The sequence below is a fragment of the Xenophilus sp. Marseille-Q4582 genome (assembly GCF_916700565.1).
GTDB lineage: Bacteria > Pseudomonadota > Gammaproteobacteria > Burkholderiales > Burkholderiaceae_C > Xenophilus.
In genome coordinates, this window is the sequence record NZ_CAKAKO010000004.1 from 850852 (window position 1) to 865591 (window position 14740).

Annotated in this window: 17 protein-coding genes; 10 read left to right on the forward strand and 7 right to left on the reverse strand. The window is 69.5% G+C overall.

Going from position 1 to position 14740, the window contains the following annotated elements; all coding sequences use genetic code 11:
• Window positions 1-124 precede the first annotated feature (124 nt).
• The 4 genes from surE (at window position 125) to rlmD (ending at window position 4148) form a co-directional block, all read left to right on the forward strand.
• Window positions 125-895, forward strand: a complete 771-nt coding sequence (gene surE, locus LG388_RS19445; RefSeq protein WP_225784323.1) for a 5'/3'-nucleotidase SurE — start codon at window positions 125-127, stop codon at window positions 893-895.
• Window positions 896-898: 3 nt separating this feature from the next.
• Complete coding sequence (locus LG388_RS19450; RefSeq protein ID WP_370630202.1) at window positions 899-1684, forward strand: protein-L-isoaspartate(D-aspartate) O-methyltransferase; 786 nt, start codon at window positions 899-901, stop codon at window positions 1682-1684.
• Between the two features lie 11 nt (window positions 1685-1695).
• Window positions 1696-2577, forward strand: a complete 882-nt coding sequence (locus LG388_RS19455) for a peptidoglycan DD-metalloendopeptidase family protein (protein ID WP_225784324.1) — start codon at window positions 1696-1698, stop codon at window positions 2575-2577.
• 104 nt (window positions 2578-2681) lie between these two features.
• Window positions 2682-4148, forward strand: a complete 1467-nt coding sequence (gene rlmD / locus LG388_RS19460) for a 23S rRNA (uracil(1939)-C(5))-methyltransferase RlmD (protein ID WP_225784325.1) — start codon at window positions 2682-2684, stop codon at window positions 4146-4148.
• An 87-nt stretch (window positions 4149-4235) separates the two neighbouring features.
• Here the strand turns inward: rlmD and LG388_RS19465 are convergent, their stop codons facing one another.
• A complete protein-coding gene (locus LG388_RS19465; RefSeq protein ID WP_225784326.1) occupies window positions 4236-4937 on the reverse strand; it encodes a Bax inhibitor-1/YccA family protein in 702 nt (233 codons plus the stop codon).
• Window positions 4938-5143: 206 nt separating this feature from the next.
• On the opposite strand from LG388_RS19465, the gene LG388_RS19470 reads away from it, so the two are divergent.
• Window positions 5144-5551 carry a heme-binding protein gene (locus tag LG388_RS19470; protein ID WP_225784327.1) on the forward strand — a complete coding sequence of 136 codons (408 nt, stop codon included), beginning with the start codon at window positions 5144-5146 and terminating at the stop codon, window positions 5549-5551.
• 264 nt (window positions 5552-5815) lie between these two features.
• Here LG388_RS19470 and hemP read toward each other — a convergent pair whose 3' ends face one another.
• From hemP to LG388_RS19500, 6 genes are all read right to left on the reverse strand, one after another.
• A complete protein-coding gene (gene hemP, locus LG388_RS19475; RefSeq protein ID WP_225784328.1) occupies window positions 5816-6025 on the reverse strand; it encodes a hemin uptake protein HemP in 210 nt (69 codons plus the stop codon).
• Window positions 6026-6128: 103 nt separating this feature from the next.
• Window positions 6129-6548 carry a biopolymer transporter ExbD gene (locus tag LG388_RS19480; RefSeq protein WP_225784329.1) on the reverse strand — a complete coding sequence of 140 codons (420 nt, stop codon included), beginning with the start codon at window positions 6546-6548 and terminating at the stop codon, window positions 6129-6131.
• 4 nt (window positions 6549-6552) lie between these two features.
• Window positions 6553-7266, reverse strand: a complete 714-nt coding sequence (locus LG388_RS19485; protein ID WP_225784330.1) for a MotA/TolQ/ExbB proton channel family protein — start codon at window positions 7264-7266, stop codon at window positions 6553-6555.
• 24 nt (window positions 7267-7290) lie between these two features.
• Window positions 7291-7545: an energy transducer TonB gene (locus LG388_RS19490; protein ID WP_225784331.1), complete on the reverse strand. Its 255-nt coding sequence runs from the start codon at window positions 7543-7545 to the stop codon at window positions 7291-7293.
• Between the two features lie 29 nt (window positions 7546-7574).
• Window positions 7575-7997 carry a hypothetical protein gene (locus LG388_RS19495; protein ID WP_225784332.1) on the reverse strand — a complete coding sequence of 141 codons (423 nt, stop codon included), beginning with the start codon at window positions 7995-7997 and terminating at the stop codon, window positions 7575-7577.
• 113 nt (window positions 7998-8110) lie between these two features.
• A complete protein-coding gene (locus tag LG388_RS19500) occupies window positions 8111-8383 on the reverse strand; it encodes a bacterioferritin-associated ferredoxin (protein ID WP_225784333.1) in 273 nt (90 codons plus the stop codon).
• 353 nt (window positions 8384-8736) lie between these two features.
• Between LG388_RS19500 and ylqF the strand changes: the two genes are divergently transcribed.
• The 5 genes from ylqF (at window position 8737) to fusA (ending at window position 14718) form a co-directional block, all read left to right on the forward strand.
• Window positions 8737-9702: a ribosome biogenesis GTPase YlqF gene (ylqF, locus tag LG388_RS19505; RefSeq protein ID WP_225784334.1), complete on the forward strand. Its 966-nt coding sequence runs from the start codon at window positions 8737-8739 to the stop codon at window positions 9700-9702.
• Between the two features lie 124 nt (window positions 9703-9826).
• Window positions 9827-10912, forward strand: coding sequence for a bifunctional DNA-binding transcriptional regulator/O6-methylguanine-DNA methyltransferase Ada (ada, locus tag LG388_RS19510; RefSeq protein ID WP_370630214.1), 1086 nt, complete (start codon window positions 9827-9829; stop codon window positions 10910-10912).
• Window positions 10909-11658 carry a 2OG-Fe(II) oxygenase gene (locus tag LG388_RS19515; RefSeq protein ID WP_225784336.1) on the forward strand — a complete coding sequence of 250 codons (750 nt, stop codon included), beginning with the start codon at window positions 10909-10911 and terminating at the stop codon, window positions 11656-11658. Before ada ends, LG388_RS19515 begins: the two co-directional genes overlap by 4 nt.
• Window positions 11659-11662: 4 nt before the next feature.
• Window positions 11663-12322 (forward strand): DNA oxidative demethylase AlkB, encoded by a 660-nt coding sequence (alkB, locus tag LG388_RS19520; RefSeq protein WP_370630203.1) that lies wholly within the window; start codon window positions 11663-11665, stop codon window positions 12320-12322.
• A 287-nt stretch (window positions 12323-12609) separates the two neighbouring features.
• Entirely contained in the window at window positions 12610-14718 is a 2109-nt protein-coding gene (gene fusA, locus LG388_RS19525) for an elongation factor G (RefSeq protein ID WP_225784337.1), read from the forward strand.
• Window positions 14719-14740 lie beyond the last annotated feature (22 nt).

The window sequence follows — 14740 nt, forward strand, 5'->3', positions numbered from 1 at the left end:
CGGTCGTTGATGCGGCGCATGATAGGGGGCCGCTGGCAGGCCTTCTTGTCTCTGGTGTGACGGGCTGCGCACGCACGCGCCCGCCCGGGCGCGGCCTGCCTGCGCACCTAGAATCCGGGAAGACATGAAGATCCTGATTTCCAACGACGACGGCTACCAGGCACCCGGCATCGTGGCGCTGCACGACGCCCTGGCGCAACTGGAGGGCGTGCAGGTCGAAGTGGTCGCGCCCGAGCACAACAACAGCGCCAAATCGAACGCCCTGACGCTGTCCGCGCCGCTGTACGTGCATCGCGCCCACAACGGCTTCCGCTACGTGACGGGCACGCCCGCCGATTGCGTGCACATCGCGCTCAAGGGCCTGCTGGACTACCGGCCCGACCTCGTCGTCTCGGGCATCAACAACGGCGCCAACATGGGCGACGACACGATCTATTCCGGCACCGTGGGCGCGGCCATGGAGGCCTACCTCTTCGGCATTCCGGCGATCGCCTTCTCCCAGATCGAGAAGGGCTGGGCGCACGTGGAGGCGGCTGCGCAGGTCGCGCAGCGCCTGGTGCAGCGCATCCGGCGCGAGCAGATGCTGGGCGGGCCGGCCTGGCTGCTGAACGTGAACGTGCCGAACCGGCCGGTCGAGGAACTCAAGCCCATCAAGGTGTGCCGCCTGGGCCGGCGGCACGCGGCCGAAAAGGTGATCACGCAGGACAGCCCGCGCGGCGAGACCATGTACTGGATCGCCGGCGCCGGCGGTGCCAAGGACAGCGGGGAGGGCACCGACTTCCATGCCACGGCCGAAGGGCATGTGGCGCTCACGCCGCTGCAGATCGACCTGACCGACCACGCGCGGCTGGGCGAGTGGCGCAGCGCGGTGGCGCGCCTGGACGCCGCCGCCTGAGCCATGGCGCAAGCTCCCCGTCCTTCCTTTCCTGCCCGGCTGACCTCTTCGTCGCCGGTTTCCGCGCTCCAGCGCAACAAGCCGGCGGTGCCGGCGGTGCGCCCGCCCCCGGTGAGCAGCACGCCCGCGATGGCGTCGGCCGCCGTGCGCGCGCGCATGGTGCAGAAACTGGCCGCGCAGGGCATCGCCGATGCGCGTGTGCTGCAGGCGCTGGGCGCGGTCGAGCGCCACGCCTTCGTGGACAGCGCGCTGGTCAACCAGGCCTACGAGGACACCAGCCTGCCCATCGGGCTGGGCCAGACCATTTCCAAGCCCAGCGTGGTGGCGCGCATGGTCGAACTGCTGCTGGGCGCGCCCGCCCTGGCAGGCAAGCCGCAGGACCGCCTGGGCCGCGTGCTGGACATCGGCACCGGCTGCGGCTACCAGGCCGCGGTGCTGAGCCACGTGGCCACCGAGGTCTACAGCATCGAACGCCTGCGCGGGCTGCACGAGAAGGCGCGCGCCAATCTGCGTCCGTTCCGGCTGGCCACGGTGCATCTGATCCTCGGCGATGGCCGGCTGGGCTATGCCAAGGGCGCGCCGTACGCCGGCATCGTGGCGGCGGCCGGGGGCGAGGATGTGCCGGCCACCTGGGTCGAGCAACTGGCGGTGGGCGGGCGCATCGTAGCTCCGATGCAGTCTGCAAATGGCGGCCAAGCGCTTGTCGTCATTGATAAAAATGCCCGAGGGATCGAACGCCGAATGCTTGAGCCGGTGCACTTCGTCCCCCTAAAATCCGGCATTGCTTGAAGGAAAGACACATGCAGGGTTTTGAGAAGCAGCGACGCGCCCCCCTGGGGCTTGCGGCGCTGCTGTTGTCCTTGGTCATCGCCGGCTGCGCGTCGAACACCACCAGCCCCGCGCCGGTGGAAGACCGCGGCACCATGGGCGGCGCCCCGGCCGCAGACGCCGGCATGCCGGAGACGCCGCCGGTGAAGCCGCCCCCGGGCATCGAAAACCTCGGCAAACCCGGCTATTACGAAGTGCGCCCCGGCGACACGGTGCGCAAGATCGCGCGTGACACCAGCCAGCGCTGGCAAGACATCGTGCGCTGGAACAACCTCGAGGCCAATCCGGACCGCATCGAAGTGGGCCAGGTGTTGCGCGTGGTGCCGCCCGTCGCCACTGCCGCCGCACCTTCGCCGGCCCCGGCGCTGGCGCCGGCAGCCTCCGCCAGCGCGGCCCCGGCCGTGCCCGCCCCGGCCGAAGTGCCCAAGCCGCCGGCGCCCGTGACGACGGCTTCGGTCGCGCCGCCGGCCGCCGCCTCGGGCGACGAGAGCGTGGGCTGGATCTGGCCCGCGCAGGGCACGCTGCTCGCCGGCTTCGATGAGGCCAAGAACAAGGGCTACGACATCGGCGGCAAGGCCGGCGACCCCATCGTGGCCGCTGCGGACGGGCAGGTGGTCTACGCGGGCGCGGGCCTGCGCGGGTACGGCAACCTCATCATCCTCAAGCACAACAACACCTACCTGACGGCCTACGCCCACAACCAGACCCTGCTGGTCAAGGAAGACCAGCGCGTGCGCAAGGGCCAGAAGATCGCCGAGATGGGCAGCAGCGACGCCGACCGCGTGAAACTGCACTTCGAGATCCGGCGCCAGGGCAAGCCGGTCGACCCGTCGCGCTACCTGCCGGCGCGCTGAGCGCGGCCGCGCCGCTTTGCCCCACGCCAGAGCCCGCCTTCGAGGCGGGCTTTGCTTTTTCACCCGCTCCCGCTGCCTGGGCGCAGGCGCACGAGAATCCAGCCATGACGACAGAGACCCCCCACGAGCACACGGCGCAGAAGAACGCGCAGGAAGGCGCCGCGCCGCCGCCCAACCCCTGGCTGCGGATCGAGTCCATGGACCTGGACGCCCAGGGCGTGGGCCATCGCGAGGACGGCAAGGTCGTTTTCGTCGAAGGCGCGCTGCCCTTCGAGGAGGTGCGCGTCAACGTCCATCGCAAGAAGAACAACTGGGAGCAAGGCAGCCTGCTGGCCGTGCGCCGCGAATCCTCGCAGCGCGTGCAGCCGCGCTGCCCGCATTTCGGCCTGCATGCCGGCGCCTGCGGCGGCTGCAAGATGCAGCATCTGGATGCGGCCGCGCAGGTGGCCGTCAAGCAGCGCGCGCTGGAAGACAACCTGTGGCACCTGGGCAAGGTGAAGGCCGAAACCGTGCTGCGCCCGCTCGAGGGCCCGGCCTGGCACTACCGCTACCGCGCACGGCTGTCGGTGCGCTACGTGCTCAAGAAGGGCACGACGCTGATCGGCTTTCACGAGCGCAAGAGCCGTTACGTGGCCGACATGTCGGTGTGCCCGGTGCTGCCCGCGCGCGTGAGCGCGATGCTGGTGCCCCTGCGCGCGCTGATCGACAGCCTGGACGCGCGCGAGCAGTGCCCGCAGATCGAAATGGCCTGCGGCGACGCGCCGGGCGAGGCGAAGCTGGGCGTGATCGCGCTGGTGCTGCGCCACCTGGTGCCGCTGGGCGAGGCCGACCGCGAGCGCCTGCGCGCCTTTGCGCGCGAGCATGAAGGCGTGCAGTGGTGGCTGCAGCCCAAGGGGCCGGACACCGTGCACCGGATGGACGAGGATGGCGCGCCGCAGCTGGCCTACGAGTTGCCCGATTTCGGCGTGCGCATGCCCTTCCGGCCGACCGACTTCACGCAGGTCAACCCGCACATCAACCGCGTGCTGGTGTCGCGCGCGCTGCGCCTGCTGGACGTGCAGCCCGGCGAGCGCGTGATCGACTGGTTCTGCGGCCTGGGCAACTTCACGCTGCCGCTGGCCACGCAGGCGCGCGAGGTGCTCGGCATCGAGGGCAGCGACACGCTGGTGCAGCGCGCCCTGCAGAACCTGGAGGCGAATCGCCAGGCCTGCGGCGGCAAGCGCTGGGCCGAGACGCGGTTCGTGGCGCGCAACCTGTTCGAGATGACGCCCGAGATGCTGGCCGCCGATGGCGTGGCGCAGCGCTGGCTGGTCGATCCGCCGCGCGAAGGCGCCTTTGCGCTGTCGAAGGCGCTGGCCGACCTGCACCAGCAGCCCGCACTGCGCCCGGCCGGCTGGGTGCCGCCGCAGCGCATCGTCTACGTGAGCTGCAACCCCGCGACGCTGGCGCGCGATGCCGGCCTGCTCGTGCACCAGGCCGGCTACCGCTGCACGCATGCGGGCGTGGTCAACATGTTCCCGCACACGGCGCATGTCGAGTCGATGGCGGTGTTCGAACTGACCGCGGATTGAGGGCAAGAGGGCGCGGTTTGCGCGCCTCGATCCAGAACGACAAAGGGGCTCGCAGGCCCCTTTGTCGTTTCAGCGATGCACCGAAAATCAGTCGCGCTCTCCGCCGAAGATGCCCAGCAGGGCCAGCAGGCTCTGGAACACGTTGTAGATGTCCAGGTACAGGGCCAGGGTGGCGCTGATGTAGTTGGTCTCGCCGCCGTCCAGGATCTGCTTGATGTCGTACAGCATGTAGGCGGAGAAGATGCCGATGGCGGCCACCGAGATCGCCAGCATGCCGGCCGTCGAGCCCACGAAGACGTTGATGATGGCGCCGAAGAAGAGCACCAGCACGCCCACGAACAGGAACTTGCCCATGCCCGACAGGTCGCGCTTGATCACCGTGGCCAGCGAGGCCATGACGAAGAAGACCGCGGCCGTGCCGCCGAAAGCCGTCATGACCAGCTCGGAGCCGTTCCTGAACCCCAGCACCATGGCGATGATGCGCGAGAGCATCAGGCCCATGAAGAAGGTGAAGGCCAGCAGCACCGGCACGCCGGCCGCCGAGTCCTTGGTCTTGTTGATCGCGAACATGAAGGCGAAGGCGCCGCCCAGGAACACGACCAGGCCCAGGCCGCCGCTCAGCGAGCGCGTGATGCCGGTGGCCACGCCGATCCAGGCGCCCAGCACCGTGGGAATCATGCTCAGGGCCAGCAGCCAGTAGGTGTTGCGCAGGACGCGATGGCGTTCTGCCTGGGTCAACGTCTGGCCGTAACCGGCCGGCGTGTCGAAGGTGGTGACGCGATCGTTCATGATCCAAAGCTCCTTGAGTGCTGCGTGAATGCAGTTGACGGGATTGTAGAAGCGCGTCAAGTGCGCACGGGCGCAATTCCTAAAGTGCGAAGTCCCTTTCGGCGCCGGCCTTCCTGCTTTTGCGCCGGCCGGGGTGAATACAGCTTGAACCGAAACAAGTGGCGCCCGCGCGCTATCCTTGTGCGCTTTGCAACCTGGGCGAGCCCATGAAAACGAAGCATTACCTCGAACTCGACGACGTCAAGAAAATCGCCGCTGCCGCGGAAGCCGAGGCCCTGAAGAACCAATGGGCCGTGAGCATCGCGATCACCGACGACGCAGGCCACCTGCTGTGGTTCCAGCGCCTGGACGGCGCGCCGGCCATTTCCTCGCACATCGCACCGGCCAAGGCGCACACCGCGGCGGTCGGCCGCCGCGAAACCAAGGGCTACGAGGACGTCATCAATGGCGGCCGGACGGCTTTCCTGACGGCGCCGCTGGTCAAGGGCATGCTCGAGGGTGGCGTGCCGATCGTCAAGGACGGCGCAGTGATCGGCGCCGTGGGCGTGAGCGGCGTGAAGTCGAACGAAGACGCGCAGATCGCCAAGGCGGGCATTGCGGCCCTGGGCCTGTAAGCGGCTTTCGGCGCCCCCAAGCGGCCTGCTGCGCGAAGTGCGGCAGGCCTTTTTTCATTCTGGCGGGCGGGGCGCGCCCCAAACAAAACAGCCGGCCCTGGGGCCGGCTGCATGCAGGAGAGGGTTCAGCGTGGAAAAAAGGGCTTGGCTGGGGCAGAAGCGTTGGCTAGCCAAAAACGACCCTTGGAGAGGTGCTCTCCTCGAGTCGCCCCACGATGAAACTTGCAAGGTTCGTGAAAGGCGCTGATCCGGAGGAATTTGGAGTTATTTGGTCAGGATCAGTTTGCCGAGTTTGGTGGCCTGGAGGCGATAGAGCGATCCGTTGTGCAGGATCCCGATCGTCTTCTGGCCCTGGAGCAGTTCGGTGCTTTGGACCAGATGCGCCGGCTGGGCAGCGGGGCTGGCGGTGCCGCCACCGCCCTGGTCCAGCGAGGGGTGGCTCAGGACTTGGAAGGCATTGGGCATCGCTTGCATCGGTAGGTTCCTTTCGAAATCGATGAGCGAATGATAATGATTCGCAACACCAAGTCAATCGCCGCGATGAAGTTTTTTTCTATCACCGCGGCGCCGGCGGCCGCTAGGGGGTATCCGGTTCGGTGATGAACCCGATCTTTCGCACGCCGGCCGATTGCGCGGCGGCCATGGCCTGGGCCACGCGCTCGTAGCGCACCGCCTTGTCGCCGCGGATGTGCAGCTCGGGCTGCGGCTCCTTGGCCGCCTCGGCCTGCAGCAGGGCGGGCAGTTGCGCGTCCTCGATCTTCTCGTTGTTCCACCAGTAGCTGCCGTCGGCCGCCACGCTGAACTGGATGGTCTGCGGCGGCGTCTGTTCCTGCTCGTTGGTGGCGCGCGGCAGGTCGATGTTCACGGCGTGCTTCATCACCGGAATGGTGATGATGAACACGATCAGCAGCACCAGCATCACGTCGATCAGCGGGATCATGTTGATCTCGCTCATCACGTCATCGCCGCCCTCGTTGCCCATGGATCCGAAAGCCATGGCTTCAGCCCTTCTTCAGCGCCACAACGGTGGCGTCGCTGCCACCTTGCACGCGCGCGCCGGTGACGAAGTAGGCGTGCAGGTCGTGGGCGAAGCTGTTGAGCTTGCCCAGCACGAACTTGTTGCCGCGCACCAGCGCGTTGTAGCCCAGCACCGCGGGGATGGCCACCGCCAGGCCCAGCGCGGTCATGATCAGCGCCTCGCCGATGGGGCCGGCCACCTTGTCGATGGTGGCGTTGCCGGCCGAGCCGATGGCCATCAGCGCGTGGTAGATGCCCCAGACGGTGCCGAACAGGCCGATGAAGGGCGCGGTGGAGCCGACCGACGCCAGCACGGCCAGGCCGCTTTGCAGGCGCGCCGTGAACTCGTCGATGGCATTGCGCAGGCTGCGCGTGATCCAGTCGCTCACGTCCAGCGTGTCGTGCAGGTGCGCCTTGGTGTTGCGGTGGTGGGCGGTGGCTTCGCGGCCTTCCAGCGCCAGCACGCGGAAGGGGTTGGAATCGTCCCCGCCGAGCTTGTTCAGGCCGGTGGCGAAGTCCTCGCTGTGCCAGAAATCGCCCGAGCGGCGCACGTGGCGCTTGTAGCGCATGATGTCGAAGGCCTTGACCAGGATGACGATCCAGGACACCAGGGACATGCCCAGCAGGATGAGGGCCACTCCGCGGATGACCCAGTCACCCTGGGTCCACACGTGCATCAGGCCGAATTGCGAATCCATAAATACTCCAGCAAAGAAATCGGATCAGTTCAGGACGAAATTGAAGGGCGCACGCAGGCGGTAGACCGTCTGGGCGTTGCCGCCCAGGCGAAAGGGCGTGACCTGCGAGCCCAGCGCGGCGGTGCGCGCGGCCTGGTCCAGGCGGTCGTAGCCGCTGGACTTGGAGATCTCGGCGCGCTTGGGCATGCCCTGCGCGTCGTAGTACACGTCGATGATGACCGTGCCGGTCTCGCCCAGGCGGCGGCTCATGGCGGGGTAGACGATGCGCGGCTCGCGCACGTACTGGGTCTGGCCCTGCGTGACCTCGATCAGGGCCGGCGCGGGCGGTGCCGGGGGCGCGGGCGGTGGGGCCGGTGGGGCGGGGGCGCGGGCGGTGTTTCCACCACGACCGGCGGGGCGGGCGGCGGCGGCTCCACCTGCCCCACGGGCGCATTGGGCGCCGGGTGGGCACGGGCTCGCGGATGGCGCGCGGCTTGGGCGGGGGCTTGACCACTTCCTTCTTGGGGGCGGGGCGGCGGCGCCGGGGAGGGGCGGCGGGGCGCCGGCTTGGGCGGCGCGATGATCTGCGCCATGATCTCCACCGGGATCACGGTTTCGGCCGCGCGGCGGATCAGGCCGGACTGCAGGGCCCACAGCGCGGCCACGTGAAAGAGGATGACGCCGCCAGCGATGACGGTCGTGCGCGACAGGCCCAGCGGGCCGCTGGGGGGGGAGGAGAAGCGGCTAGACACGTTCCACCAAAGTCATGCCGGGGCGCAGCTGGCACGCGCCGGCGTTGCAGCAAGCCGCTGAGGGTTGCTCAGTTACTTACGAAAAATCCACCATGCAGAACCTGCGACCAGGATCAGGCTGCCGGCAACTGCCGAGATGATCTCCATGCGTTGCTCTCCGTGATGGCATTGGCAAGCTGGATCGTCCGGGAATCATGTTCGCGGTGAAGGGCCGCGACCGGGTTCGATGCACTGCATTGGGCCACCACGTCGCGCGCGCAGCTTTCGCAGCGGCCACACTGGGTGGCCACGCCGAGTTCGAGTTGAACTTCGTCGAAAGTCATGCCCGCGCGCGCATGCCGTGCGATTTCGCGATCAGAGACCCGGCGGCAGACGCAAACGATCATGGCGGACAGCAGTTGGCTGGCTGTGAGTGAAGCTCTCAGTATAAATACGAATCCATCGCATTTGCAAACCCTTGCGCCGGCCCTGTGAAAGAGGGCCGCGTGGGGTCGCGAAGCGGCGGGGTCGGGCGAAGGAGCGGCGGCAGCGGCCGCTGGCTCCGGCGCTGCCAGTGGCCTTGCCCTCGCTGCCCGGGGCTGGCGAGGACCTGGACCGGCCTGTGAAGGGCTGCCTGTGCAAGTGGGACATCCAGCCAGGGCCAGGGGGCCCGGACGGCCTTCCTGCAGGGCCAGCGCGCATCTGCGGCACGCGGCTTGCCAGCGCCGACAATCGGCCCCTTTGCCGCGCACCCGCCCTCATGACGATTCAATGGTTCCCCGGTCACATGAACGCCACCCGCAAGGCCATTGCGGAGCGCATGAAGAGCACCGACGTGGTGATCGAACTGCTGGACGCGCGCCTGCCGGGCTCCAGCGCCAACCCCGCCCTGGCCGGCATGACGGCGGCCAAGCCGCGGCTGAAGATCCTCAACAAGCAGGACCTGGCCGATCCCGCCCGCACGACCGAATGGCTGGCCCACTACGCGGCGCAGGCGTCGACCGGCGCCATCGCGCTGGACGCCAGCCAGACGCCGCCGGCGCAGCGCCAGGCCATCATCGACGCCTGCCACCGGCTGGCGCCAGGGCGCGGCGGGCTGGCCAAGCCCATGCGGGTACTGATCTGCGGCATCCCCAACGTGGGCAAGTCCACGCTGATCAACACGCTGAGCCTCAAGCGCCAGGCCAAGGCGGCCGACGAGGCCGGCGTGACCAAGCAGGAGCAGCGCATCCTGCTGGCCGACGATTTCTACCTCTACGACACGCCGGGCATGCTGTGGCCCAAGATCATCGTGCCCGAGAGCGGCTACCGGCTGGCGATCAGCGGCGCCGTGGGGCGCAATGCGTACGACGACGTGGAAGTGGCGCTGGAACTGCTGGCCTACCTCAAGGGGCAGTACACCGAAGCGTTGCGCGCACGCTACGGCCTGGCGGCCGACACGGCGCAGTCCGCGCTGTGCACCCGCAACGACGAGGACATCCTCGAGGCCATCGGCCGCAAGCGCGGCGCCTTGATCAGCGGCGGCCGCATCGATCTGCAAAAGGCCGCCGAGGCGCTGATCACCGACTTCCGCGGCGGCGTCATCGGCCGCATCACGCTCGAGACCGTCAAGCAGTTCTCGCAATGGCTGGTGGACGGGCAGCGCGCCGAGGCCGAGCTGCGCCGCCAGCGCGCCGATGCGCTGGCGCAGCGCAAGGGGCGGAGTGGCGGCCGCCGGGGCGCTTAGCGGCTTGCATGCGGGCGCAGGCCCGGGTACGGTGCCGAATTCAAAAGCAAGACACGGAGTGCGCCGCTGGCCCTGGCTTCCTAAAGTCCTTCCATCGCTTCACGAAAGGAAGGACCCCATGAACATGAGCACCCGCACCGAAGCCCGCGCCCTGCGCGCCGCCGCCGTCGTCGCCGACCCGCGCTGGGCCGCCGTGCAGGCGCGCGACGCCGCGGCCGACGGCCGCTTCGTCTATTCTGTGCGCACCACGGGCGTGTACTGCCGCCCCTCCTGCGGCGCGCGGCCGGCGCGGCCCGAGAACGTCGCCTTCCACGCCTCCTGCGCCGAAGCCGAGCACGCGGGCTTTCGCCCCTGCCGGCGCTGCCGGCCCGACCAGCCGCCGCGGGCGCAGCGCCAGGCCGCGCTGGTGGCCGATCTGTGCCGCACCCTCGAGGCTGCCGATGAACTGCCGAACCTCGATGCCCTGGCCGCGCAGGCCGGGCTGAGCCCCTCGCACCTGCACCGCACCTTCAAGGCCGTGACCGGCCTCACCCCGCGCGCCTGGGCCGCGGCCCGCCGCGCCCAGCGCCTGCGCGAGGCGCTCGGCCGGCCCGGCGCCCGCGTGACCGACGCGATCTACGACGCCGGCTATGGCGCGGCCAGCCGCTTCTACGAGCGCGCCGGCGACGTGCTGGGCATGACGCCCACGGCCTGGCGCGCCGGCGGCGCCGACACCGACATCCGCTTCGCCATCGGGCAGTGCTCGCTCGGCGCGATCCTGGTCGCACGCAGCGATCGCGGCGTGTGCGCCATCGCGCTGGGCGACGACCCCGAGGCGCTGGCCGCCGAGTTGCAGGACCGCTTTCCCCACGCACGCCTGATCGGTGGCGACCCCGACTTCGAACGCCTGGTCGCGCAGGTGGTGGGCCTGGTGGAGGCGCCACGCCAGGGCCTGGACCTGCCGCTGGACGTGCGCGGCACGGCCTTCCAGCAGCGCGTGTGGCAGGCGCTGCGCGCCATCCCGCCCGGCGAGACGGCGAGCTATGCCGAGATCGCCAAGCGCATCGGTGCGCCGACGGCCACGCGTGCCGTGGCACAGGCCTGCGGCGCCAACCCGCTGGCGGTGGCCATTCCCTGCCACCGCGTGGTGCGGCGCGACGGCGCCCTCTCCGGTTACCGCTGGGGCGTGGAGCGCAAGCGCAGCCTGCTTGCCCGCGAGCAGCAGCCATGAACGCGCGCGACACGCCAGCCGTTTCCGAGGCGGTGGCGCACAGGTGCCTGCGCCGGGTGCAGGCCCTGGACTGGGACGCCGCCGAGGCCCGGCTGGACGCCGAGGGCGCAGCCGTGCTGCCGGGCCTGCTGTCGCCCGCCGAATGCCGGGCCGCCGCCGCGCTCTATGCGCAGCCCGAGCGCTTTCGCAGCCGCGTGGTGATGGCGCGGCACGGCTTCGGCCAGGGCGAGTACCAGTACTTCGCCTACCCGCTGCCGCCGGCCGTGGCGGCGCTGCGCGCCGCGCTGTACCCGCGCCTGGTGCCCATTGCCAACCGCTGGCAGGCCGCGATGGGCCTGCAGGCGCGCTTTCCGCCCGCGCACGACGACTTCCTCGCCCGCTGCCACGCCGCCGGCCAGCAGCGCCCCACACCGCTGCTGCTGCAGTACGGCGAGGGCGATTACAACTGCCTGCACCAGGACCTGTACGGCGAGCACGTGTTCCCGCTGCAGGCCGTGGTGCTGCTGTCGGCTCCGGGGCGCGATTTCGAGGGCGGCGAGTTCGTCATGACCGAACAACGCCCGCGCATGCAGTCGCGGCCCCTGGTGCTGCCGCTGCAGCAGGGCGATGCGGCCGTGTTCGCGGTGCACCACCGGCCCGTGCAGGGCGCGCGGGGCGTGTACCGGGTGAACCTGCGCCACGGCGTGAGCCGCGTGCGCCGCGGCCGCCGGCACACGCTGGGTCTGATCTTCCACGACGCCGAGTGAGCTTGTGACGACCCCCGACCTGTTCGACGCCGGCACCGACCCCGCGGCGGCCGCGCCGCTGGCGCTGGAGCCCGGAGCGTCGGTGCTGCGCGGCTTTGCCCTGCCGCAGGCGCCGGCGCTGCGGCGCGACCTGGAGCATGTGATCGCGGCCGCGCCCCTGCGCCACCTCGTCACGCCGGGCGGCAAGACCATGTCCGTGGCCATGACGAATTGCGGCACGCTGGGCTGGGTCAGCGACCGCAGCGGCTACCGCTACACGTCGCGCGACCCGCTGAGCCACCGGCCCTGGCCCGCCATGCCCGACAGCTTCCGCACGCTCGCACGGGCCGCCGCCGAGCGCGCCGGCTTCGCGGGCTTCGCGCCCGACGCCTGCCTCGTCAACCGCTACGCGCCCGGGGCGCGGCTCACGCTGCACCAGGACCGCGACGAGCGGCGCTTCGGCGATCCGATCGTCTCGGTCTCGCTGGGCCTGCCGGCCGTCTTTCTCTGGGGCGGCCCCCGGCGGGCCGACCGCACCCGCCGCGTGCCACTCGCGCATGGCGATGTCGTGGTGTGGGGCGGGCCGGCGCGGCTGCATTTCCACGGCGTGATGCCGCTGGCGCCGGGCGAGCACCCGTTCATGGGCGCCTGCCGCATCAACCTGACCTTTCGCCGCGCAGGCTGAGCACGGCGTTCGGCGGGCGTTGGCCGCACCCGTCGGCGACAGGGGCAGGCCGGGCCGGCCGCTCGGCATGACACAGGGCCGCGTCAGCCTCTTGCAATGGCCGCAAGCAGCACCAACTCCTTTGGTCTAAGCTCTCGCCTCTGTTTTTGCGGAGATACCGATGTACCCCCTCGCACGCACCCTCGCATTCACCCACCCCTGAGCCGTGCGCGCGCGGCTCGCCCTTGTCTTTGGGCCGGCCGCTTTCCTTTTCATGCGGGCCGGCTCTCCAGCAGTGAGCTTTCACCATGTCCCGCAAAACACCGATCCAGAACGTCCGCAACATCGGCATCAGTGCCCACATCGATGCCGGCAAGACCACGACCACCGAGCGCATCCTGTTCTACACAGGCGTGAACCACAAGCTCGGCGAGGTGCACGACGGCGCCGCCACCATGGACTGGATGGAGCAGGAGCAGGAGCGCGGCATCACCATCACCTCGGCCGCCACCACCGCCTTCTGGAAGGGCATGGCTGGCACGGGCGTGGAGCACCGCATCAACATCATCGACACGCCCGGCCACGTGGACTTCACGATCGAGGTCGAGCGCAGCATGCGCGTCCTCGACGGCGCCGTGATGGTCTACGACGCCGTGGGCGGCGTGCAGCCGCAGTCCGAGACCGTCTGGCGCCAGGCCAACAAGTACAAGGTGCCACGCCTGGCCTTCGTCAACAAGATGGACCGCGTGGGCGCGGACTTCTTCCGCGTGCAGAAGCAGATCGCCGACCGCCTGAAGGGCAACGCCGTGCCCATCCAGATCCCGGTGGGTGCGGAAGAGCACTTCCAGGGCGTGGTCGACCTCGTCAAGATGAAGGCCATCGTCTGGGACGATGCGAGCCAGGGTGTGCGCTTTTCCTATGCCGACATCCCGGCCGAGCTGGCCGAGCTCGCCAACACCTGGCGCGAGAAGATGGTCGAGGCCGCGGCCGAGGCCAACGAGACGCTGCTGGACAAATACCTCAACGGCCAGGCCCTGACCGAGGAGGAGATCAAGGCCGCCCTGCGCCAGCGCACCATCGCCGGCGAGATCGTGCCCATGCTGGCCGGCAGCGCCTTCAAGAACAAGGGCGTGCAGGCCATGCTGGACGCGGTCGTCGACTACCTGCCCTCGCCGCTGGACATCCCGGCGATCGTGGGCCACGACGAACACGACCATGAGAAGACCGTGGAGCGCCATCCCTCGGATGCCGAGCCGTTCTCGGCGCTCGCCTTCAAGATCATGACCGACCCCTTCGTGGGCCAGTTGGTGTTCTTCCGCGTCTACTCGGGCACGGTGAAGTCGGGCGACCAGGTCTACAACACCGTCAAGGGCAAGCGCGAGCGGCTGGGCCGCATCGTGCAGATGCATGCCAACACGCGCCAGGAGATCGACACCGTCTACGCGGGCGACATCGCCGCGGCCGTGGGCCTCAAGGAGGTGACCACCGGCGACACGCTGAGCGACCCGGCGCACGTGGTGCTGCTCGAGCGCATGGTCTTCCCCGAGCCCGTGATCTCGCAGGCCGTGGAACCCAAGACCCAGGCCGACCAGGAGAAGATGGGCGTGGCGCTGTCGCGCCTGGCGCAGGAGGACCCGTCCTTCCGCGTGCGCACCGACGAGGAGTCGGGCCAGACCATCATCTCGGGCATGGGCGAGCTGCACCTGGAGATCCTGGTGGACCGCATGCTGCGCGAGTTCAACGTGGCCGCCAACGTGGGCAAGCCGCAGGTGGCCTACCGCGAGGCGATCCGCAAGACCGTGGAGGATGTGGAAGGCAAGTTCGTCAAGCAGTCCGGCGGCAAGGGCCAGTACGGGCACGTGGTGCTCAAGCTGGAACCGCAGGAGGAAGGCAAGGGCTACGAGTTCGTGGACGCCATCAAGGGCGGCGTGGTGCCGCGCGAGTTCATCCCCGCGGTGAACAAGGGCGTGCAGGAAGCGCTCAAGGCCGGCGTGCTGGCGGGCTACCCGGTGGTCGACGTCAAGGTGACGCTGACCTTCGGCTCCTACCACGACGTGGACTCCAACGAGAACGCGTTCCGCATGGCCGGCAGCATGGCGTTCCGCGAGGGCATGCGCCGCGCCACGCCGGTGCTGCTGGAGCCCATGATGGCCGTGGAGGTGGAGACGCCCGAGGACTTCATGGGCAACGTGATGGGCGACCTGTCGTCGCGCCGCGGCATGGTCCAGGGCATGGAGGACATCCCGGGCGGTGGCGGCAAGCTCGTGCGTGCCGAGGTGCCGCTGGCGGAGATGTTCGGCTACTCGACCACGCTGCGCTCGCTGAGCCAGGGCCGTGCGACCTACAGCATGGAGTTCAAGCACTACGCGCAGGCACCGCGCGAGGTGGCCGACAGGATCGTGTCCGACCGGGCCTGAGGGCCGTGCCATGCGGCGGAGC